At 66.3% G+C, this 22,031-nt stretch carries 16 protein-coding genes; 8 read left to right on the top strand and 8 right to left on the bottom strand.

Annotated features, from left to right (window positions below; all coding sequences use genetic code 11):
* Positions 1 to 59 precede the first annotated feature (59 nt).
* Entirely contained in the window at positions 60 to 1,049 is a 990-nt protein-coding gene (locus LPW26_RS13340; protein WP_238735865.1) for a Bug family tripartite tricarboxylate transporter substrate binding protein, read from the bottom strand.
* Positions 1,050 to 1,296: 247 nt separating this feature from the next.
* On the opposite strand from LPW26_RS13340, the gene LPW26_RS13335 reads away from it, so the two are divergent.
* The 3 genes from LPW26_RS13335 (at position 1,297) to LPW26_RS13325 (ending at position 4,717) form a co-directional block, all read left to right on the top strand.
* Positions 1,297 to 2,532: an O-antigen ligase family protein gene (locus LPW26_RS13335; RefSeq protein ID WP_238735864.1), complete on the top strand. Its 1,236-nt coding sequence runs from the start codon at positions 1,297 to 1,299 to the stop codon at positions 2,530 to 2,532.
* Positions 2,533 to 2,570: 38 nt separating this feature from the next.
* Positions 2,571 to 3,548: a UDP-glucose 4-epimerase GalE gene (gene galE, locus LPW26_RS13330; protein ID WP_238735863.1), complete on the top strand. Its 978-nt coding sequence runs from the start codon at positions 2,571 to 2,573 to the stop codon at positions 3,546 to 3,548.
* Between the two features lie 248 nt (positions 3,549 to 3,796).
* On the top strand, positions 3,797 to 4,717 hold the full coding sequence (locus tag LPW26_RS13325) for a WecB/TagA/CpsF family glycosyltransferase (protein WP_238735862.1): 921 nt from the start codon (positions 3,797 to 3,799) through the stop codon (positions 4,715 to 4,717).
* A gap of 25 nt (positions 4,718 to 4,742) precedes the next feature.
* Here LPW26_RS13325 and LPW26_RS13320 read toward each other — a convergent pair whose 3' ends face one another.
* Genes LPW26_RS13320 through LPW26_RS13310 form a run of 3 tightly spaced genes read right to left on the bottom strand, consistent with a single transcriptional unit; the run spans position 4,743 to position 9,458 of the window.
* Positions 4,743 to 6,065, bottom strand: coding sequence for a glycoside hydrolase family 5 protein (locus tag LPW26_RS13320; protein WP_238735861.1), 1,323 nt, complete (start codon positions 6,063 to 6,065; stop codon positions 4,743 to 4,745).
* 1 nt (position 6,066) lies between these two features.
* On the bottom strand, positions 6,067 to 7,404 hold the full coding sequence (locus tag LPW26_RS13315; RefSeq protein WP_238735860.1) for a VpsF family polysaccharide biosynthesis protein: 1,338 nt from the start codon (positions 7,402 to 7,404) through the stop codon (positions 6,067 to 6,069).
* A complete protein-coding gene (locus tag LPW26_RS13310; protein ID WP_238735859.1) occupies positions 7,401 to 9,458 on the bottom strand; it encodes a GumC family protein in 2,058 nt (685 codons plus the stop codon). The genes LPW26_RS13315 and LPW26_RS13310 overlap by 4 nt, the downstream gene beginning before the upstream one ends.
* A gap of 425 nt (positions 9,459 to 9,883) precedes the next feature.
* On the opposite strand from LPW26_RS13310, the gene LPW26_RS13305 reads away from it, so the two are divergent.
* Together LPW26_RS13305 and LPW26_RS13300 are read left to right on the top strand one after the other, a co-directional pair.
* A complete protein-coding gene (locus LPW26_RS13305) occupies positions 9,884 to 11,086 on the top strand; it encodes a glycosyltransferase family 4 protein (RefSeq protein ID WP_238735858.1) in 1,203 nt (400 codons plus the stop codon).
* Positions 11,083 to 12,603: a glucosamine inositolphosphorylceramide transferase family protein gene (locus tag LPW26_RS13300; RefSeq protein ID WP_238735857.1), complete on the top strand. Its 1,521-nt coding sequence runs from the start codon at positions 11,083 to 11,085 to the stop codon at positions 12,601 to 12,603. The genes LPW26_RS13305 and LPW26_RS13300 overlap by 4 nt, the downstream gene beginning before the upstream one ends.
* Positions 12,604 to 12,619: 16 nt before the next feature.
* Here LPW26_RS13300 and LPW26_RS13295 read toward each other — a convergent pair whose 3' ends face one another.
* Positions 12,620 to 12,979 carry a VanZ family protein gene (locus LPW26_RS13295; protein ID WP_238735856.1) on the bottom strand — a complete coding sequence of 120 codons (360 nt, stop codon included), beginning with the start codon at positions 12,977 to 12,979 and terminating at the stop codon, positions 12,620 to 12,622.
* Positions 12,980 to 13,231: 252 nt separating this feature from the next.
* Here LPW26_RS13295 and LPW26_RS13290 point away from each other — a divergent pair, with 252 nt between their 5' ends.
* A complete protein-coding gene (locus tag LPW26_RS13290; protein WP_238735855.1) occupies positions 13,232 to 14,584 on the top strand; it encodes a lipopolysaccharide biosynthesis protein in 1,353 nt (450 codons plus the stop codon).
* A gap of 207 nt (positions 14,585 to 14,791) precedes the next feature.
* On the opposite strand, the gene metA is transcribed toward LPW26_RS13290, so the two are convergent.
* Together metA and LPW26_RS13280 are read right to left on the bottom strand one after the other, a co-directional pair.
* Positions 14,792 to 15,787, bottom strand: a complete 996-nt coding sequence (gene metA, locus LPW26_RS13285) for a homoserine O-succinyltransferase MetA (RefSeq protein ID WP_238735854.1) — start codon at positions 15,785 to 15,787, stop codon at positions 14,792 to 14,794.
* 13 nt (positions 15,788 to 15,800) lie between these two features.
* On the bottom strand, positions 15,801 to 17,105 hold the full coding sequence (locus LPW26_RS13280) for an O-acetylhomoserine aminocarboxypropyltransferase/cysteine synthase family protein (protein WP_238735853.1): 1,305 nt from the start codon (positions 17,103 to 17,105) through the stop codon (positions 15,801 to 15,803).
* 272 nt (positions 17,106 to 17,377) lie between these two features.
* Here LPW26_RS13280 and LPW26_RS13275 point away from each other — a divergent pair, with 272 nt between their 5' ends.
* Together LPW26_RS13275 and LPW26_RS13270 are read left to right on the top strand one after the other, a co-directional pair.
* On the top strand, positions 17,378 to 19,198 hold the full coding sequence (locus LPW26_RS13275; protein WP_238735852.1) for a long-chain-acyl-CoA synthetase: 1,821 nt from the start codon (positions 17,378 to 17,380) through the stop codon (positions 19,196 to 19,198).
* Positions 19,198 to 20,142 (top strand): branched-chain amino acid aminotransferase, encoded by a 945-nt coding sequence (locus LPW26_RS13270; protein ID WP_238735851.1) that lies wholly within the window; start codon positions 19,198 to 19,200, stop codon positions 20,140 to 20,142. The genes LPW26_RS13275 and LPW26_RS13270 overlap by 1 nt, the downstream gene beginning before the upstream one ends.
* Before the next feature lie 186 nt (positions 20,143 to 20,328).
* Here LPW26_RS13270 and LPW26_RS13265 read toward each other — a convergent pair whose 3' ends face one another.
* On the bottom strand, positions 20,329 to 22,008 hold the full coding sequence (locus LPW26_RS13265; protein WP_238735850.1) for a thiamine pyrophosphate-binding protein: 1,680 nt from the start codon (positions 22,006 to 22,008) through the stop codon (positions 20,329 to 20,331).
* Positions 22,009 to 22,031: the final 23 nt, after the last annotated feature.

Raw genomic sequence — 22,031 nt, 5'->3', positions numbered from 1 at the left:
GGAGCCGGCACGCTCAATTGCAAGCCGGCGCTGCCGTGCGGAGACGGCCGGCGCGGGCGTCAGCCTTCTTTGCGAAGGTGCGACGCTTCGACGATCTTGCGCCAGCTCTCGGTCTCGGCCCTCATCATGGCGCCGAACTGCGCGGCGTCGCCGTGCAGCGGGATGGCGCCGAGACCGGCGATCCGCTGCCTGATGGTCGGATCGTCGAGCGCGGCGTTGATCGAGCGGTTGAGCCGGTCGATCACGTCCGCGGGCGTACCATGCGGTGCACCCAAACCGTAGAACGAGCTGGTGTCGTAGCCGGCGAGCGTATCGCTGATCGGCGGAACATCGGGCAGCACCGCCGAGCGCTGCTGCATGGTGACGCCGAGCGCGCGGATCTTGCCGGCGTTCGCGAGTTCGAACGACGAGGTCACATTGTCGAACATCGCCTGGATCTGGCCCGACATCAGATCGGTCAGCCCCGGCGCCGAGCCGCGATACGGCACGTGCACCAGATCGACGCCGGCCAGCGACTTGAACAACTCGCCCGACAGATGCAGCGACGTGCCGATGCCCGACGAACCGACGCTGATCTTGCCTGGGTTGGCCTTGGCGTAGGCGATGAACTCGGCGACCGTCCTGGCCGGAATGTCGTTGTTGACGACGAGCACCAGCGGAATGCGGGCGAGCCCGGCCACCGGCGCGATGCTCTTGGCGAAATCGAACGGCAGGGTGCGATCGAACGACGCGTTGATGGCGTTCGCCGTGCTGGTCAGCAACAGCGTGTAGCCGTCGGCCGGCGAGTTGATCACCGCCTGCGTGCCGATCGTGCTGCCGGCGCCCGGCTTGTTCTCGACCACGAAGGACTGGCAGAGCTTCTCGGACAGATTCTGGCAGACCATCCGCGACAACACGTCGGTGGCGCCGCCCGCCGCATAGGGCACGATCCAGCGCACCGGCCGCGTCGGATAAGTGATGGCCTCGGCGAAGGCCGGCGCGGCCCTGACGCCGAACAGTGCGGCGGCGGCCCCTGCGGCCGAACCGAGAAAAGCTCGCTTGCTGATCATCATTTGTCTCCGATCGGCGAAATCCATCCGCGGCTATAGCCCGGTTCCGCGGCGGCTTCATGCGAATGCCACGGATGTGGTAAAGGCCACTGCACTCGGAACGCCGACGGGCGTGTGCCGGTGCTAAGCCGGCATTAATCCCGGTTTTCTACACTCCGCGCGCGGCGTCCCCGCGGCCTGGATCGCTGCGCGCACGCGCGGCGACACAGTTAACCATGTGTATCTGCCGGCGACGCAAGGTTGCAGCATGACCGACTTCGCCATCGCGGCTTCTTCCAGCACGACGCCGAGGCTGCGCGCGCTCCAGCTCGCGCTGTTGTGGTTGGTCGGCGCCAGCGGCGCGATCGTGTTCATCGAGCCGAGCCCCTACGAATTCGCCGTGCTGGCGTCCCTGCTGCTGTTCGTGGCGACCGGATTGCGGATCACGCCGGCGCTGATCGTTCCGATCGGGCTGCTGATCGGCATCGAATTCGGCTACACCATCGGCGCGTCGGCGCTGCTGGGCGATCCGCTGATCCTGAACTGGCTGCTGACGTCCTGGTACATGGCGATCACCGCGATGTTCTTCGCGCTGGTCGCGCTGGAGGACACCAGCGCGCGGATCGACGCGATCGCCAATGGCTATCTGGTCGGCGGCCTGATCGCGGCGCTCGCCGGCATCGCCGGCTACTTCAATCTGATCCCCGGCGCCGGCGATCTCCTGACCTATGTCGGCCGCGCACGGGGCACCTTCAAGGACCCCAACGTGCTCGGCGCGTTCCTGGTGTTTCCGGCGATCCTGGCGCTGCAGCGGGTGATCGAAGGCTCGTTCTGGAGCGCGGTGCGCAATGCTGTGGCGTTCGGCATCATCGCATTGGCGGTGTTCCTCGCCTTCTCGCGCGCCGCCTGGGGCACGCTGGCCGGCGCCTCGCTGCTGATGGTCGCGCTGATGTTCGTCACCGCGCCGACGCAGCAGCGCCGCCTGCGCATCGTGTTTCTGGCGCTGCTGGCGGGCGCGTTGCTGATCGCCGCACTCGCGGTGTTGCTGTCGTTCGATCGGATCGACGCGCTGTTCAAGGAGCGCGCAAGCCTGTCGCAGCCCTATGACAGCGGCCGGTTCGGCCGGTTCGGCCGACACCTGCTCGGCGCCGCGATGGCGCTCGACTATCCGTTCGGCATCGGGCCGCTGCAATTCCGCCGATTCTTCCCGGAGGACACCCACAATTCGTTCCTGAACGCCTTCATGTCGGGCGGCTGGATCAGCGGCATCCTGTATCCGGCCCTGGTGTTCATGACGGCCGCCTATGGGCTGCGCAACGTGTTCGTCCGCACGCCGTGGCAGCGCACCTCCATCGTGATCGTCTCGGCCATGATCGTGACGCTGCTCGAGAGCTTCATTATCGATACCGACCATTGGCGGCATTATTTCTTGCTGATCGGCTTGACCTGGGGCGTCGCAATTGCGAGCAGTCGCATCCGGTTCCAAAGCAACGCCGTCCCCTGACCTCGACCGTCTCCGAACGCCAGCCACGGAAAGCTCAGATGGAGAGCCATATCCTCGTCACCGGCGGCGCCGGTTACATCGGCAGCCACATGACGCTGGCGCTGCAGGCGGCCAGCGAACGCGCCGTGGTGATCGACGATCTCTCCACCGGGCGACGCGAGGCGATCCCCGCCGGCGTGCCGCTGTTCCAGGGATCGGTCGGCGATGCCGGCTTCGTCGGGGACGTCATGGATCGCTACCCGATCGGCGCGATCATCCACTTCGCTGCCAGCATCGTGGTGCCTGACTCGGTCACGCATCCGCTGGACTACTATCGCAACAACACCGCCAATGCGCGGACACTGATCGACTGCGCGGTGCAGCGCGGCGTGCCGCATGTCGTGTTCTCGTCGACCGCCGCGGTCTATGGCGAGCCGGACCGCACGCCGATCGGCGAGAATCTGCCGACGCAGCCGATCAATCCGTACGGCCGTTCCAAGCTGATGGTCGAGTGGATCCTCGGCGACGTCGCGCGCGCGCATCCGCTCAGCTACGCGGCGCTGCGCTATTTCAACGTCGCCGGCGCCGACCCGGAGGGCCGCACCGGGCAATCGACCCCCAATGCCACGCATCTGATCAAGATCGCCGTGCAGGCCGCGCTCGGCAAGCGCGATGGAATCGACGTGTTCGGCACCGACTACCCGACTCCCGACGGCTCCTGCATCCGCGACTACGTCCATGTCAGCGACCTCGTCGCCGCGCATCTCGACGCGCTCCGCTATCTGCGCGCCGGCCAGCCGAGTATCACCTGCAACATCGGCTATGCGGCCGGCTATTCGGTGCTGGAGGTGATCGAGGTCGTGAAGCGCGTGTCGGGTGTGGACTTTCCGGTGCGCCTCGAGGGCCGCCGCGCCGGCGACCCGGCGGTGCTGGTGGCGTCGAACGACAGCGCCAAGACCCAACTCGGCTGGACGCCGCGCTATGACGATCTCGAGACCATCGTGCGGCATGCGCTGGCCTGGGAACGGCAGCTCTAGGCGCCGCACCCGCCTGTGGGCGGCATTGCCCCGGGATGACACGCCACCTCGCCGCGCGGCGATGTTGGCGCGAAATGGGACAGTCGAGCAGAAATCCCCAGCTAATCCTTACTAAACCGTTAACTGTTTTACCTTGTTGAACAGAAACGGTAAAGACGCGCTTGAAACCCAATTAGGAAGCGCTGATTGTTTATGCTGAGTTTGATCGAACCACGTCTTCACCGACCAAGTGACGAGCGGAATTCGCGATGCCTTACGTGCAGATTGTGCAGCGAAGCCTGACGCAGGCAGCGGGAGCCGAACGGCGCCTGTTGGATCGTCGGGTTGCGCCGTTCTCGATCGCGGCCATCGACTCGTTGCCATTCGGCGAGCGCCGCGTCAGCGGCGAGCGTCGTCGCACCCGCTTCCTGCATTGGAAGCGCAACGTGATCGGCGGCCTGCCGATCGTTGTCGCCGATCGCACCGAAACCGCGCGCGGGATGGTCGACGAAGCCCTGAAGCGTCGCGGGCTGTGGCGCTATCCGGCCTACATGACGTCGACCAACGGCGAGGTCACCTATCGCTGCGCCGTCGATCCGGCCGAGCATGCGATGTTCCTGCAGGCCGACGCCATCCATGCTGACGGCATGCCGCACGTGTTCGTGTCGCGTTACAAGTGCGACGTGCCGCTACCGGAGCGGGTCGCCACCACCGATCTGTTTCACGACGTTGCACGGGAAGCGATCGCACGCGGCGCCAGCATGTTCATGCTCGGCGCCAGCGAAGACTCCAATCGGCTCGCTGCCGAACTGGTCGCGAAGCGCTATCCCGACCTCAAGCTGATCGGCCGCCGCAACGGCTTCTTCGCCGATCAGGACGAAGAAATCACAGCGTGCCGGCAGATCGCCGAACTTGCGCCCGACATCCTGTGGGTGTCGATGGGCGTGCCGCGCGAGCAGCTGTTCATCGGCCGCAACCGCCATCGGCTCACGACCGTCGGCGTCATCAAGACCTCAGGCGGCCTGTTCGACTTTCTGTCGGGCTCCAAGCCGCGCGCCCCGCAGTGGATGCAGCAGCTCGGCCTCGAATGGGCGTGGCGCATGGCGCTGGAGCCGCGCCGGCTCGGCATGCGCTATCTGAAAACCAATCCGTACGCGATGTATCTGCTGCTGACGCAGACGACGCGCTGATCCGGGCCGAAGCGGCTGGCCTCACTTACTTGCGCGGCCGAAACAGCATCTGGTCGGTGATGGCGATCTGATCGGGCCGATAGTGGCCGACGCCCCACTCGGTCTGCAGCCCGTAGGGCGGATCGTTCGACGGTCCGATCAGCCACCAGCTGCCGCTGATCGGCTGCTGATCGCCCGTGAAGGTCGGGCCGCCCTCGGAGCCGTATTTGCCGTTCATGTAGTCGAGCAGATTGCGCGCCCACTCGCGCGTCTCCGGCGTGCGCAGCGACGCGCCCATTTCGCCGATCCACACCGGCGCGATGTTGTCGCGAACCAGATAGCCCCAGGTGGCGTTCATCCGGTCGACGAAGCCTTTGCCGGTTTCCGGAATGCCCCAGCGCTTGGTGTCGGCGATCTCCTCCGGATATTCGTGGATCGAATACACAAGCTTGTTGGCGATCTTCAGCCGCACCGGATTGGCGCCCGCGGCCGTCAGATTGCCGGCCGGCGCCGCGAGATTCGGGTCCATGCCCGATGACTTCGGCGGCGGCTTGTAGGTCTCGGGCCCCTCACAGATGATCAGCACGCCGGGCTCGACGTCCTGGATCGCCGAGCCATAATCCTCGCACATCGCCTTGATGTCGGTCGGGCCGCCGCCGCCCCAGGTGATCTGGCCGCGATCGCCGTTCGGCTCGTTGTGCAGATCGTAGCCGATCACGGTCGGATTGCCCGCGAAGGTTTTGGCGATCCGCAGCCAGTTCTGCTTGACCATCTCGGCGGAGAACCGGCCAGGCACGATGCCGTCGGTGTTGTTGGTGCCGGGGCCGAGGTCGAACCACAGCCCGTTGCGCTGCTGGCCGGCCGTGCCCTGATTGGTGTGGTGATCGAAGATCACCTTCAGGCCGATCTCGCCTGCGTAGTCGACGATGCGCCGGAACGCCGTCAGCGTCGTGACATACTTGTAGCGGCCGTTGGCGCGCGGCGTATCGGATGCCAGCAGTTCCGGATTGAGCGTGGTGTTGATCCAGCCGAGCCGATCGCTGTAGCCGTGCAGCGGCGTGTCGAGGCCGAGATCGATCCAGGGAATGCGCACAGTGTTGAACCCGGCGCCAACGATGGAGTCGAGCACGGTCCTGTAGCTGACGGTCCAGGTCCCTGAAGGCGCAGCGCCCGGCGGGCCTTCGGTGCCGTTCCAGCCGATCGAGGCGATGCGCACGGGACGGCCGCTATTGTCGACGATCTGGCTGCCGCGTGTGCTGAGATAACCGGGAGGCAGCAGATAGCCGCCGCGGCCGGCGGGCCGCAGATCCGGCGCCTGGCGCACGATGGCGGGCGGGTCGGCGAGCCGGGTCGGTGCCGCTGCGTCCACCTCAGCTCACCCAGTCACGCGGCGCATCCGGCCTGCGGAACAGCGCCGAGATCACCACCAGAAAGATCGAGAAGGTGAAGAACCGTCCGGCGAACGAGCCGAACGTGCTGCACAGGAACAGGAACACCGCGATCGGGAAGATCGCCTTCCAGGTCATCCGTCGGTACGCTTCCCAGATCAGCAACAGCGCGCCGAGCATGATCATCGAGGCGACCACGACGCCCTGGAACACGCTCATCTGGATGAATGGATTCTCGACGCCCCACTCCAGCCCGTAGGAATAGACCTGCGAGCGCACATAGTCGGTCGGCGCGCCCCACAGCATGTCGCCCCAGTTGAACGACAGCAGCAGCGGCACCATCAGCCAGCGGGTGCGGGCGCTGCCGCCGTCCTCGGTGAAGCGGTCGAACATCTGATCGAAGGCGCCGATCGAGGCCAGCACCGCGACCGCGGCAATCCCGATCGGAATGATGGTGAACCAGACGATCAGCGCGGTGCGCGACAGCTTCATGCCGGCCGCCGCGCGCAGCAAGGTCCACAGCAGCATCCCGGCCATGATCACCGCGGTCAGCAGGAACGCGGTGCGGCCGCCGAACGCGAGCAGCGCGGCGCATTGCAGCCCGATCATCGGCATCCGCAGATTGGCCCGCAGCGCCGTGCCGGCGCCGCACAGCAGGCTGACGATGTAGACGCAGGTGATGGTGGCGGCGTGCAGCGGATGGCTGAGGAACGCAGTGGCGCGCGGCTCGACCGTAGTCATGCCGTCCGGTGAATAGGTGATCAGGGGGAAGATGTTGAAGCCGATGGCGAGTTCGATCACTGCCAGTAGCGCATTGGCGAAGAAGAACCAGTGCAGGAAGCGCTCCAGCCGGTCCATGTTGTCCGGCGACACGAACGGCAGCAGCATCGCGCACAGAAACAGGTGCAGATCGGTGTCGAAGAACATGCCGAAGCCGTTGCGGCCGTCGGCGACGATGTTGACCACCGCGAACACCGCGGCGCAAAGGAAGAAGATCGAGCCGAGCTTGGTGGCCAGATAATAGCGGGCGAGATCGCGCTTGTGCGGATAGGTGACGACGAACACGCCGAACAGCAGAACGATGAAGTAGGTGGAGATGTGGATCTTGGTAATCGGCGAGCCGCCGATCGAACTGTAATCGTAGCCGATCAGGTCGAGAACATTGGCCGACACCACGAACAACAGCACGATGTAGACGGCCATCAGCTTCTGGACGAACGGCCCGGCGAAGGGCAGCCGCAGCCGAACGACGGACGCCGAGGCAGTGGCTGGCGCGAACCCCGCCGGCGCGAGCGGCGTGCCCTCGCCGCGCGCCGTCATGCCGCCACCGAGACGTCCGGCTCGACGATCACCACGCGCGCCTTGATCTGGCGATGGCGCAACAGCTCGACCAAAATCTCCGCGTCGTCGCTCTTGCCGCCCTCGCGCTGCGCCAGGAACACGACCTCATCGGCCATGTAGTACAGGCCGAGTTCGGAGGCCGACTCGCCCATCTCGCCACCGTCGATGACGACGCGGTCGAAGGCACGAAGCTGCCGCAGGGCGGCCGACAGCGACTGCCGGGCCTGCGGATCGCGGCTGCCGATCGCCGACAGGCCGACAGGCACCACACGCATCGCGGTCGGCTTGTGCAGCCGCACCACGTCGTGGATGTCTGCGGCGCCGATCAGCACGTCGCAAAGGCCGGGCACCCTGTCGAAGCCGAGCCGGGACGTGGTGGGGTGACGCGCCAGATCGGCGTCGACCAGCGTGACGTCGACGCGGTTGGCGATCAGGCTGCGGGCGAGTTGCAGGGCGACGTCGCTCAGCCACGCGTCGCGCTGCACCTGGACCAGCACGATGGTGGTGCCCTTCGGCGCAGCAAGCAACTCTTCGCCGAGGGCTTCGAGCCGGCTGACGTGGTCCTGAGCCATCGCGGGCCGCGGCATCGGGGGCGCCACAACCTCGGCCGGCGCCGGCGCATCCGGTACGGCTTCGGGATCAGGCTCGCGACCGGGGCGATCGAACGCATCACGCGCGAGCGCCGCCGCGATGCCGATGGTGATTCCGGCGAAGATCGCCGCTGCCAGCATGATCAGCGTCGGCGGCCAGCTCTTGTTCTCCGGCGTGGTCGCGCGCGAGATCAGCCGGATGTTGGTGGTGTCGATGCCCTGACGTTCTTCGGCGGTCTTGGCCTTGGCCAGGAACGTCTCGTACACGACACGGCTCGACTCCGCCTTGCGCTCGAGTTCGCGCAACGGAACCATCGCCTGTTCGTTGGCCTGCGACTGTTTCTTCAGCGCTTCGAAATTGGCCTGCAGGTTCTGCACATTGCTGCGTTCGCTGGTCTCGGAGTTGCGCACCGAGCGGGCGATGGTCTTGAGCTCGCGCTGGATCGCCGCCTGCGCGTCGCGCACCTGGGCGCGCGCCGCCTGCAGCGCCGGATGGTTGGGGCCGTCGATCTGGGCAAGCTGCGCTTCTTCCCGCGAGGCATCTGCCAGACGGGAGCGGAGCTGCACGATCGCGGCGGACTGGATCGCCTCGGGCAACGCCTCGAGCCCGGCATCGCCGTGCTCGATCGTTTCGATCAATCGCACCCGCGCCTGCGCGTCCGCGAGACGCGTCTTGGCGTTGGTAAGCTGGGTGTTGGCCTCGTCGAGCTGCTGCTCGCTGACCATGCGGCTACGCGAACCGACCAGATTGTTGGCCGCCTTGAAGGCCGCGACCGCTTCCTCGCCGCGCTTCACTTCCTGGCGTAATTTGCCGAGCTGCGACGAGATCGCCTCGGAGGTGCGGCGCTGGAACGCAGAATTGGCGCCGGACTGTTCTTCCAGATATGCAGTCGCCACCGCGTTGGCGAGCGTCGCCGCGCGCGGCGCGGTGTCGGCCGAAGCCAGGATATCGATCACGAAGGAGCGGTCGATCCGTTTGGTGGCTACGTTCTTGCGGAGATTGCGCAGCGTCACCAGCATCCGGTCTTCGGTCCTGCCGAGCCCGATCACCGACTTCACCAGCCGTCCGATGGTGATGCGTTCGCCGTTGAACTCCGGATCGTTCTGCAGATTCAGTTGCTCGATGACACGGTTCAGCACCTCGTTCGAGGTGATGATCTTGAGCTGACTTTCCACCAGCAACAGGCCGTCGCCCGGCACCGAGTTCTGCAGCGGGTCGTCCTTCGGCGTGTACTGATCGCGCGGGTCGACGAACACCTGCGCGGTCCCGGTGTAGGAGGGATGCGCCACCAACAGATAAGCCACCACAATGCCGCACAGCACCGCCGGGATGCCGATAACCCAACTACGACGCCGTGACAGGATCCCGAGCACGTTCCGAAAATCGACGCCGTCGGAGAGACGGTTGGCCGGCGCATCGGGCGGAGGCGGCATGCGGGACATGATACTTTACAACTCGCTGGATCTACGAATCCGATGATTAGCCGCTGCGGCCAATGGGTGTAAGCGCGGCCTCGTGCCGCAACGGTCTCGATGCCTATTGACCTCGCCGCGACACCGCCGAACTATTCGGCCGCGCCCAAGCCGCCCTGCATACTCACTACAAAGTAAAGAACTACGGTTAATCGGGCGTTACGGCTGCTGCGCGAACGGCTGCGACCCGTGATGGATGTGGGGCCTTCGTGGACCAAGCGGCGGCGAGTACAGTCGCCGGAATCCGATTAACCGCACGAGGTGGAACTTCACCCGCAGTGCCACGGATTGGTGTAAACCAGATACACGGATATTTAATCGTTGATTAACCTTCGGCTAGCGCATTCCGATGTTCAGCCGAGACTCGGGAAGTCCTTTTGTCCACGACATCGTCAATGACCAACGAACCTCAGCCTCGCGCCGAAACGATCGACGTGCTGGAGCCTCGCGCCGAGCCTGCGGGCGCGGCGAAGCGGGCGCGCGTGTTGCTGGTGCAAACCCAGGCAGAGAACGCCGGCGCGCAGGAAATCTCGCGGCTGGTCGGCGCCGGGCTCGCGGCGCGGGGCTATGACGTCCACAATTTGTTCTTCTTCCGCCAGTCGCGCTCGTTCGACGAGCCGCCGCAGACCAGCTATTGCGCGCCGCGGCGGCCGGGCGATCCGCTGTCGTTCCTGCGCTTTCTCGGCGTGCTGCACCGCAGGCTGCGGGCGCTGCGCCCCGACGTGATCCTCACCTTCCAGCACTACGGCAACGCGATTGGCGGCGGCATCGCCCGCCTCGCCGGCCCGGCCCCAGTGATCGCCAACCAGGTGTCGGCGCGGCTGACGATGCCGGCCTGGCTGCAAGCGGTCGACCGCGTGATGGGACAGCTCGGAATTTTCCGGCGGATCACCGTCAACTCGCACGACATGCTGCGCGACTACTCGCGCTATCCGGCCGGCTATCGCAAGCGGCTGACCCATGTGCCGCACGGCTTCGATCAGAAGCGGCCGACGCTGTCGAAAGCCGAGGCCCGGCGTCACTTCGGCCTGCCGCCGGACGCGACCCTGCTCGGCTCGGTGGCGCGGCTGCATCCGCTGAAGCAACTCGATGCCGCGCTGCGCGTGCTGCCGCTGTATCCGGATTGGCGCCTCGCGCTCGCCGGACAGGGCCCCGACGAGGCGCGGCTGCGCCAGCTCGCTGCCGAACTCGGCGTCGCCGACCGCGTGCATTTCGTCGGCGAGATCTCGCCCGAGCAGGTCGCGAACTTCCTCGCCTGTCTCGACGTCTTCGTGTTCCCGTCGCTGGCCGAAACCTTCGGGCTGGCGGCGGTCGAGGCCGCCCATGCGGGCGTGCCGGTGGTCGCCAACGACCTGCCGGTGCTGCGCGAGGTGCTGGCGTATCAGGGCGAGCCCGCAGCGGTGCTGGTCGACGCGTCGGATCCGACCGCGCTCGGCGCAGCGATCGCCAGCGTGGTCGGCGATCCGGCACTCGGCGCGCAGCTTCGCCGGGCCGGCGACGGCCTGAAGACGCTCTACTCGGTCGACGCGATGGTCGACGAATATGTCCGCATCATCGAGCAGGCGATCGGTCCCGGCGGGCCGGAGCCCGCGCAATGATCGTCGAGCTCCGCTTCGACGCTCAAAGACCGCGCCGCTGGATGCGGCATGTGATGGCGCTGCTGGGCGGCGGCCCGCACGCGGTTCAGATCGCCTGGGTGCGCACCGAGGCGGAACGTGCCGCCGGGCTCGAATCGCTGCTCGAACTCGAGCGCATGCTGATGCGGCGCGGCCGAAGCTGCGGGGCCGACGCCGACACCGACTTTGCCCAGGCCAGCCGGCCGGCGCTGCAGGCCGCCGACATCGTGGTGGACTTCACCGCGATGCCGCGCGATCCAGCTCACACCTATCTGCACTATCTACGCCCGCTGTATGACGGCGCCGCCGGCGAAGATGCCGCGATCGCCGCAATCGTGGCCGGCGATCTGCCACGCATCGACATTGCCGACGAAATGAGCGACGCGATCGCGTGGTCGGGCAAACCCTCCGGCGAAGCCGCCGACGGCCTGGGGGGCGCGATCGAAACCGTGATGGCCCGCACCGCGACGCTGCTGAAGGGCGTGATCGACAGCGGCCCGCGGCCGGCATTGCCGCATCCCGCGCCGCATCCGCGCAGCCCGCGCGCGCCGGCGGCTTTCGTGCTGCGCGGCCTCGCAGAGTGCATCGCGCGACGGGTCTATCGGCTGTGCTGCTACTCACCGCATTGGCGCATCGGCTGGCGCCACACTGATGACGCCGGCATCTGGACGTCCGGCGATCTGTCCGGCCCGAGCTGGCGCGCAGTGCCGAGCCCGGCGAACCGCTTCTACGCCGATCCGTTTCCGATCACCTGGAAGGGCCGCACCTTCGTGTTCTTCGAGGAGCTCGATCATCGCGTCGGCAAGGGCTTCATCTCGGCGATCGAGTTCGGCGAGAGCGGCCCGATCGGCGAAGCGATCCCCGTGCTCGACGAGCCCTGGCACCTCTCCTATCCGTTCCTGATCGTCCACGACGACCAACTCTGGATGATCCCGGAGAGCAGCACGCAGCACGAGGTGACGATCTACCGATGCGTCGAGTTCCCGCGTCGCTGGGAGCGCCACGCGACGCTGTTGTCCGGCGTCGAGTTCGCCGACGCCACGATCGTGGAACACGACGGCTGGCACTACATGTTCGGTGCGACGCGTGACGGCGCCGGCGGTTATTCGGATACGCTGTCCATCTATCATGCCGACAATCTATTCGGGCCGTGGCTGCCGCATGCGCAGCGGCCGGTGCTGGTCGATCGCGCCAGCGCCCGCCCGGCCGGCCAATTTGTGCACCATGGCGGTCGGCTTTGGCGGCCGGTTCAGGACTGCACCCGCGGTTACGGCGGTGCGCTGGGACTCGCGGAGATCACCGAGTTGTCGCCGACCCGGTTCGCCCAGACGGTGCATCACACCGTCTCCCCGGGTCCGCGCTGGCCTGGGCGCAAACTGCACACGCTGAACCGCTGCGGCCGGCTCGAGCTGATCGACGGCACCATCATTCAGCCGCGGATCGAGGGGCTTCGACTGCCCGACAAACTCGGCGCACCAGCCGCCGCAGACAGCCGTTGAAAGACAGCGGACGACGTCAGCGTCGCGGCAGCAAGCGCACGAACAGCCAGCCCGCGATCAATCCGAACGTCCCGCCGGAGAATTTAACGGCGGCGTCGAACAATCGGCCGTGCCGCGATGGCGTGAAAACCTGCAGAATTTCGAACAACGCAGCTCCGCCGAGCACGACCAGCGCGGCGAACACGATGTAGCGCGGATAGGCCGCCGCAAACAGGCCGCCGACCAAGGCGAAGGCAAGAAACCGCTCGATCGACGGTGACCATCCGGTCGTCGGCCGCAGCCCGAGCGGACTGAGCGTCGCCATCGCGATGAACCCGAGACACAGCCACGCCGCGATGCGCAGCAGCGTCTCGTATCTCGCCGGGAGCTGATCCATCCACACCTCGTCCGCTCGTACGGGTATGGTTAACCGGGCACACGTCGCGGGGTTCTCTGCAAACGAATACCGAGGCTCTTTACCCTACACGCAATTATCGATTTGCATGCCATCGAAGTCGCTTCAATTAGAGTAGATTGCGTATCGATGCCAGTGCTCCGTTGCCACATCCGTGTTGCGGCAGATCGGAGACGAAAAGGCGATGCGCGTGTCGTCACCATCCGACAGTTTCGCTCCGGCCAGGTTCAATAAGTGAAGTTCAGCTTCCCCACCGCCAGATTGATTGGTCTCCGCCACAACGTCGCCGTCCGCGCCATGTCGGGCGCGTTCGCGTTGCGCGTCGGAATCACGATCGCCAATCTGGGCCTGGTGACGCTGGCCGCGCGGATGCTGAGCGGTCACGATTTCGGCACCTACTCGATGCTGTTCAGCGCCGCCGGCCTGCTCAGCGTCGTCGCCACGCTGGGCCAGCAGATCTTCATCACCCGGTCGTGGAGCGAATTCAGCTCGGCCGGAGACCAGCAGACGCTGAAGGGCGCGATGACGTTTACGGCGCTGGCGTCGCTCGCCGGCGTCATCCTGGTCGGTCTGCCGTTCTTCGTCTGGTTCCTGGCACAGCACGACGCTGCCCTGACGGTGGCGGCGACGCTGTATCTGATCTGCTACTCGCTGATGCTGACCTCGGCGCATCTCGCCCGCGGCGCCGTCGGCGTCTGGGTCGGCGACGGGCTCACCTATCTGCCGGTGGCGCTGTGTCCGATGGCGTATCTGGCCGTGTGCTACGTGCTCGGCTTCCCGATCGAGATCTACCGCATCTTCCTGTGCATGGCGGCGGCCTCGAGCATCACCGTGATCATCCAGATGACGCTGCTGCGCCGGCGGGTGCGCGCGCAGTTTCCGGAAATCGGCCAATCCGGCTCGCGCTTCGAGTTCGGCACCTGGATCGCGCGCTCCACCAAATTGTGGATCTCCAGCGGCCTCGAAGCCGCCAATCAATATGCCGACGTCGTCATCATCGGCTATCTGATGAGCCCGACGATCGCGGGCGCCTACTTCGTGACCACCCGGATCGCCAACGCGTTCGCGACCGCGACCGGTGCGGTCTACATCTTCTCGACCCGGCACTTCCCCAATCTGTACTACAATCGGCAATATCGGCAGCTCGACAGCCTGCTCGACTCCGTCGCCCTGATCACGCTGGCGATCGTCACGGCCGGCCTCGTCGTCGTGATCGGCGGCGGACATTGGATCCTGCTCGCCTTCAACGCGGACTACGTGCCGTATTACGGCGCGCTGGCGCTGCTGACGATCGGAACCGCGGCGGTCGCGGCCGCCGGTCCGTCGGGTTCGATTCTGATGCTGACCGGGCACGAGGGCACCTATCTGACGATCGTCGGCGGCACCTTCCTGATGCGCGCGGTCGGCTTCTTCGTGCTGATCCCGATGTTCGGCATCACCGGCGCGGTGGCCGCCACCACCATCTCGTTCGTCACCCTGGCGCTGCTGCTCCGCGGCGCCGCCAAGAGCATGGCGGGCATCGACGGCTCGGTGCTCCGCCTGCTGACACGCCTGCGCCGCGACCCGGTCTCGCTGCGCCCGGAGTGAGGCGCGCTCTTTCAGGTGTCTTGACGAACGATCACTCTAGATTCTCAATCGTTCACGACGCTCGTCATGGCCGGGCTTGTCCCGGCCATCCACGCCTTTGACGCATTTCCTGCAGCAAGGCGTGGATGCCCGGCACAAGGCCGGGCATGACGGGGATGGTCCAGCGTCTGGAACGCAGAAGGCCTCAGCAGCGCTCGCGCCGCCCTGTTACTGTGCGAGGCTTGTCAGCCAGTTGCGGAACAGCGCGGCGGCGGTGGCTTCGATTGCGGCGGCCATGCCGTCGCGCATCGCCAAAGCCGGCAGCTTGGCGATCAGGGCCGGATCGCGGACGGCTTCGGCTTCCGCGCGAAAGGCCTGCAGCGCCAGCTCGGTGCCGGCGTCGAAGTAATCGACCGGAACGTCCGGGTAGTCGTCCCGTTCGCCGACCAGGTAGCGGCCGATGTCGCGCAGATATTCCCGCTGCAACGAGGCCGGATCGTACTCGGGATGGCCCTGGAAGAACACGAAACGGCTGCTGGCGTCGCGGGTGAAGATATCGACGCCGGCGCCTTCGGCCTGGGTCAGCACGGTGTAGCCGGCCGCGCTCAGCTTCTCGGCGGGAAGATCGTTAAGCCGCGAATGCGGCACGCGCGCCTGCGCGGGCAGATCGGCCAGCAGCGGGTCGTCGCCCTGCCGCGCGCAGCCATAGACGCCTGAACATTTGCGCCGCAGCCGCTGCCGTTCGATGCCGTCGAGATGCAGCACCGCGGCGTGCGCGGCCAGGCAAGACCAGATCGTCGAGCGCGTGTTGGCGGCCGCCCAGTCGACCAGCGCCCGCATCTCGTCCCAGTACGGTTCCTCGCGCAGCGAGCCTGCGCGCGGCTCCGCGCCGGTGACGATCAGGCCGTCGAGCCGAAGGTGATCGAGTCCGGCGAGATCGGTGTAGAGGCTGGCGATGCGGTGACGGGTCGCGGCCGCGCGCGGCACCGAGGGCAGCGCGAAGCAATGCAGCCGCACCGGCTGATCCCCCGAGCCGAAGCGAAGCAGCCGCTGGAACTGCCGTTCGGTCGCGCGCAGCGCCGCATCGCTCATGTTGTTGACGAGGCCGATCTCCAACACGCGGCGGCCCGGCTGCGGACCGAGACTCGCCGCGGCGTCGGATGCGCCGACCGGAACCAGCGAAGCCTCATGGGCCAGGTCGATGTTGTCGAACAGCAGGGTCATGCTGCCCCGCCTGCTATTCGGCGGCGAGGAGGCGCGGCTGCTGACCGCTCGCCGCGGCCAGCGCCTGATCGAGATCGGCCAGAATGTCGGAGATGTGCTCGATGCCGATCGACAGCCGAATGGTCTCCGGCAGCACGCCGGCAACGCGTTGCTGCTCCACCGACATCTGACGATGCGTCGTCGACGCCGGGTGGCAGGCCAGCGACTTGGCGTCGCCGATATTGACCAGGCGGGTGATCAGCTTGAGGGCGTCGTAGAAGGCCTTGCCGGCCTCCATCCCGCCCTTGATGCCGAAGGTGAACAGCGACGACGCCTGGCCGTCGAGATACTTCTGCACCAGCGGATAATACGGACTGTCGGGGAAGCCGGTGTAGTTCACCCAGGCGACGCGCGGGTCGCCCTTGAGGAATTCGGCGACCTTACGGGCATTCTCGACGTGCCGCTCCATCCGCAGCGCCACGGTTTCGATGCCCTGCAGCAGCAGGAAGGCGTTGAACGGCGACAGCACCGAGCCCATCGTGCGCTGATAGATGCTGCGCGCGCGTTCGATATAGGCGGTCGGCCCGAACCGCTCGGCATACACCATGCCGTGATACGAATGATCCGGCTGATTGAACGCCGGAAAACGCTTCGGCTGCGCCGCCCAGTCGAACCGGCCGCTGTCGACGATGATGCCGCCCAGCGTGGTGCCGTGGCCGCCGAGGAACTTGGTGAGCGAGTGCACCACGATATCGGCGCCGTAATCGATCGGCTTGAGCAGGATCGGCGTCGCCACCGTGTTGTCGACGATCAGCGGCACGCCGTGGCGATGCGCGACCTCGGCGATCCGCTCGATATCGCAGACATTGCCGGCCGGATTGCCGATGGTCTCGCAGAACACTGCGCGGGTGTCATCATCGATCAGCCGCTCGATCGCCTCCGGCTGATCGCTCTCCGCAAACCGGCCGGTGATGCCCTGCCGCGGCAGGATGTGCGCGAGCAGCGTATGCGTCGTGCCGTAGAGCTGCGGCACCGAAACGATGTTGCCGCCATGATCGGCGACGTTGACGAAGGAGTAATGCAGCGCTGCCTGCCCGGTCGCCACCGCCAGCGCGCCGACGCCGCCTTCCAGTTCTGCGACCCTTTTCTCCAGCACCGCGCTGGTCGGATTGGCGATCCGCGAGTAGCGATAGCCTTCGGTTTCGAGATTGAACAGCGCGGCGCCGTGATCGGCGCTGTCGAATGCGTAGGAGGCCGTCTGATAGATCGGGACCGCGACGGCCTTGGTGGTCGGATCGGGATCGTAGCCGGCGTGGATCGCAATCGTCTCGTTGCGCATGGCGTCACCTCCGCATCGGCGTCCTGCACTTCGCACGCAGTTCGCGCATGCTGCTAGCTAAGACGCGGAGGATTAATTCGACAACAAGTTTCGGAAACGACGACGTACTAACCCTAACGACAGATGATCATTTCGAGCGAATTTGATTCAAATTTTATGCAATTCCATTCGTTTACCTTGCCGACGCTTTGTCACAGCGGGCACAAGCAATCGCCAAGCAGTTTCGCATAAACTGCATCGAGATTTCTCGACAGATTGCCTGGCCGGCGTTCATGAACATGCAACCAACCGCATTGATAGCCACCGCTTCGAATGGTGCTCCGCCGGCCGCAAAACCGTCCGTCGCGAAGAGCTGGCTGAAGGCGATCGAGATCACCGCGCGGATCGAGCAGCAGCCGGATCGCCTGCTCGCCGACGTCATCGCCGACCACGCCGCCGCGACGCCGGACCGCCCTGCCATTCTGTCCGAGCAGAACTCGCTGAACTACGCCGAGCTCGCGGCCCGCATCGGGTGCTATGCGAACTGGGCGATCGCGCATGGCATCGCCAGGGGCGACACGGTGTGTCTGCTGATGCCGAACCGGCCGGACTATCTGGCCGCCTGGCTCGGCATCACACGCGTCGGCGGCGTCGTGGCACTGATCAACACCCAGCTGCTCGGCGCCTCGCTGGCGCACTGCATCGACATCGCGCAGGCTCGGCACATCATCGTGGCGCACGATCTGATCGACGCTTTCGCCGGCGCCCGCGCACATCTCACGTCGGCGCCGCGACTGTGGCAGCACGGCGGAAACCTCGGTGAGAACTCGATCGAACCCGCGCTCGCTGCCAGCGAAGGCAAAGCTCTTCGTGAGCAGCGCCACATCACCGTCGATGACCTCGCGCTGCTGATCTACACCTCCGGCACCACCGGGCTCCCGAAGGCGGCGCGCGTGACGCATCGGCGGGTGATGAGCTGGGCCGGCTGGTTCGCCGGGTTGACCGATGCCGCGGCCGACGACCGGATGTACAATTGCCTGCCGGTGTATCACAGCGTCGGCGGCGTGGTCGCGCCGGGCAGCATGCTGATGGCCGGCGGCGCGGTGGTGATCGCCGAGAAGTTCTCGGCGAGCCGGTTCTGGGACGACATCGTTCACTGGGACTGCACACTGTTTCAGTATATCGGCGAGCTGTGCCGCTATCTGCTACAGGCGCCGCCCTCGCCGCGCGAGACGCGGCATCGGCTGCGACTCGTCTGCGGCAACGGCCTGCGCGGAGACGTCTGGGACGCGTTCCAGACCCGGTTCGCGATCCCGCGCATCCTCGAATTCTACGCATCAACCGAAGGCAATTTCTCGCTCTACAATGTCGAGGGCGAGCGAGGGGCGATCGGGCGTATCCCGTCGTTCCTGGCGCATCGCTTTCCGGCCGCGATCGTGAAGTTCGACATCGAGGCCGGACTGCCGCTGCGCGATGCCGAGGGGCGCTGCATCCGTTGTGCGCCCGGCGAGGCCGGCGAGGCGATCGGCCGGATCGGCGAAGCCGATGCGCGCGGCGGCCGCTTCGAGGGCTACACCAGCGCGGCGGAGAGCGACAAGAAAGTGCTGCGCGACGTGTTCGCGGACGGCGACGCCTGGTTTCGCACCGGCGACCTGATGTTGCGCGACGACAAGGGTTTCTTTCATTTCGTCGACCGCATCGGCGACACCTTCCGCTGGAAGGGCGAGAACGTCGCGGCGAGCGAAGTCGCAGAGACACTCGCCACCTGCCCCGGCGTGGTCGACGCCAGCGTCTATGGCGTGGCTGTGCCGCACAGCGATGGCCGCGCCGGCATGGCGGCGCTGGTGGTCGCTGACGGCTTCGATCTGGAAGCTTTGTATCGCCACGTCGCCGAGCGGCTTCCGGCTTTCGCGCGCCCGCTGTTTGTCCGGCTGCGTCCGGCGCTGGAGATCACCGGCACCTTCAAGCAGAAGAAACAGGACCTGATCGACGACGGCTTCGACCCCGATCGGATCAGCGATCCGCTGTATTTCGCCGATGCCCCAGCCGGCCACTACGTAGCGCTGGACGCGGCGCTCTATCGACGTCTCGTCAACGCAGAGGTGAGAGTGTGATGCCGCACGATACGCTTGAAGCCCGCTCTGTCCGCCCCGACACCGCAGCCCCGCCGCCGCGCAGCCGCCTCGCCGCGCCCGCCGTCGCCGCGGTGAACTACTCGACGACCTGGACCTTCTTCGACGGCGACTGGCACGACGGCAACGTGCCGATCATGGGCCCCCGCACCCACGCCGCGTGGCTCGGCTCGATGGTGTTCGACGGCGGGCGCGCCTTCGAAAGCGTGACGCCTGATCTCGACAAACACATCGCGCGGGTCAACTGGTCGGCGACCAATTTCAAGCTCAAGCCGATGGTCGACCATGCGACCTGGCACGGCCTGGTGCAGGACGGGCTGAAGCGGTTCGCCCCCCAAGCTGAGCTCTACATCCGCCCGATGTACTGGGCGCAGAACGGCGCCGGCGGCGGCGTGCTGTTCGATCCCGAGACGACCAACTGGTGCCTGTGCATCTACGAAGCGCCGATGCCGAAACCGACCGGCCTGTCGATCACGCTGTCGCCGTTCCGCAAGCCGAGCGCCGATTGCGCGGTGGTCGACGCCAAGGCCGGCTGCCTGTATCCGAACAATTCACGCGCGATGATCGAAGCGCAGAGCCGCGGCTTCGGCAATTGCCTGATGCGCGACATGCTCGGCAACATCGCCGAACTCGGCAACTCGAACATCTTCATGGCCAAGGACGGTGTGATCTACACGCCGGCGCCGAACGGCACCTTCCTCAACGGCGTCACCCGGCGGCGAGTCATCGACCTGCTGCGGGGCGACGGCGCCGACGTGGTGGAAACCACAATGCGCTACGAGGATTTCACCACGGCCGACGAGATCTTCGCCAGCGGCAACTTCGCCAAGGTCCAGCCGATCATCCGCATCGACGACCGCACCCTGCAGCCCGGCCCGTTTTATGCGCGTGCAAGGAAGCTGTACTGGGACTTCGCGCACGGGTGAGTGCGGTCAACCGCCTCTGACTATCGAACAATCAAGGTCCTCTCCGCGGTCATTCCGGGGCGCGCGTAGCGCGAACCCGGAATCTCGCGCGGTGAAGCAGTGTGCCAAACTACCTCGGGATTCCGGGTTCGCGCGCAAGGGCGCGCGCCCCGGAATGACGGTGCTAGTGGCAAGGAAACCGCACCCTCACCCCTTCGCCAGCGCTGCCTGCTTGATGCCCGACAGCGTCGCGCCCGGCAGGATCGCGTCGGGGTCGATCTTGAGGTGGATGATCGACGGCAATCCCGAGCTACGTGCTGCCGCGAACGCCGCCGGAAAATCGGCGGTCTTGTCGACATTCGCGCCGAAGCCGCCGAATGCGCGGGCGTAGGCTGCGAAATCCGGATTATGCAGCTCGGTCGCCGCGACGCGGCCGGGGAATTCGCGCTCCTGATGCATCCGGATGGTGCCGTACATGCCGTTGTCGGCGATGATGGTGACGATCGGCAGCCGATATTGCACGGCGATCGCGAACTCCTGCCCGCTCATCAGGAAGTCGCCGTCGCCATTGACCGACAGCACCAGGCGCTCCGGATGCAGCCGCTGCATCGCGATCGCGGCCGGCATGCCGTAGCCCATCGAGGCCGACGTCGGCGCAATGTGCGTCATGTAGTTGCGGAAACGATAGAAGCGATGGATCCACGACGCGTAGTTGCCGGCGCCGTTGCACAGAATGGTGTCGGCCGGCACGTTGTCGCGCAGCCAGACCATCACCTCGCCGAGATTGACGTCGCCCGGCTGCGGCGTCGCGGTCTCGGTCCAGGCCAGATACTCCGCATGCGCCGCATCGGCCGCCTCCCGCCAAGCCGGCTGCGGCGCGATGTCGAGCTTGCTCAGCGCCGCGACGAAGCGGATCGGCGAGGCGTGGATCGCGAGTTGCGGCCGATACACCCGACCGAGTTCCTCGGCGCCCGGATGGATATGCACCAGCTTGGTGGCGGGCACCGGACTCTCCAGCAACGCATAGCCCTGCGACGGGATTTCACCGAGCCGGCCGCCGATCAGCACCATCAGGTCGGCCGCCTTGGCGCGCGCCACCAGTTTCGGATTGGGACCGAGGCCGAGATCGCCCGCATAGCGCGGATGCATCACGTCGAACAGCGTGCCGCGGCGATAGCTGGTGGCGACCGGCAGACCGGTGCGGGTCGCGAAGTCCTCGATCTGCTCGCGCGCCTTCAGGCTCCAGCGGCTGCCGCCGAGCACGAGCAGCGGCTGCTGCGCATTCGCCAGCAGCGCCGCCAGTTCCAGCATTTCCTCGTCGCCCGGCGAGGTCTCGACCTGCTTGTAACCGGGCGCGTTGCCGACATTGACGCGCTCGCTCAGCATATCCTTCGGCAGCGCCACCACGACAGGACCGGGCCGGCCGCTGGTCGCGGTGTAGAACGCGCGCGACACCAGTTCGGTGACGCGCTCCGCATCGTCGATCTCGGTAGTCCACTTCGTCATGCTGCCGAACACGGCGCGATAATCGAGTTCCTGAAACGCCTCGCGTTCCTTGACGCTGCGCTCGACCTGGCCGACGAACATGATCATCGGCGTCGAATCCTGCCGCGCGACGTGAATGCCGGCCGACGCGTTGGTGGCGCCCGGCCCGCGAGTGACGAAGCAGATGCCGGGCTGGCCGGTCGCCTTGCCGATCGCCTCCGCCATCATCGCGGCGCCGCCTTCGTGGCGGCACACCGTGATGGTGATGTCGCGGTCGCGCAGCGCGTTCAGCACCGGCAAAAAGCTCTCGCCCGGCACGCAGAACACGTGCTTGACACCGCAGATCACGAGTTGATCGACCAGCGCCTCCGCGGCGGTGCGGCTCTTCAGCGGTTGATGCATGGCGTTTCCCTGTGTTGTGAGGC

The organism is Rhodopseudomonas infernalis, assembly GCF_022271405.1.
GTDB lineage: Bacteria > Pseudomonadota > Alphaproteobacteria > Rhizobiales > Xanthobacteraceae > Rhodopseudomonas > Rhodopseudomonas infernalis.
This window is presented reverse-complemented; position numbering and strand designations above follow the sequence as displayed.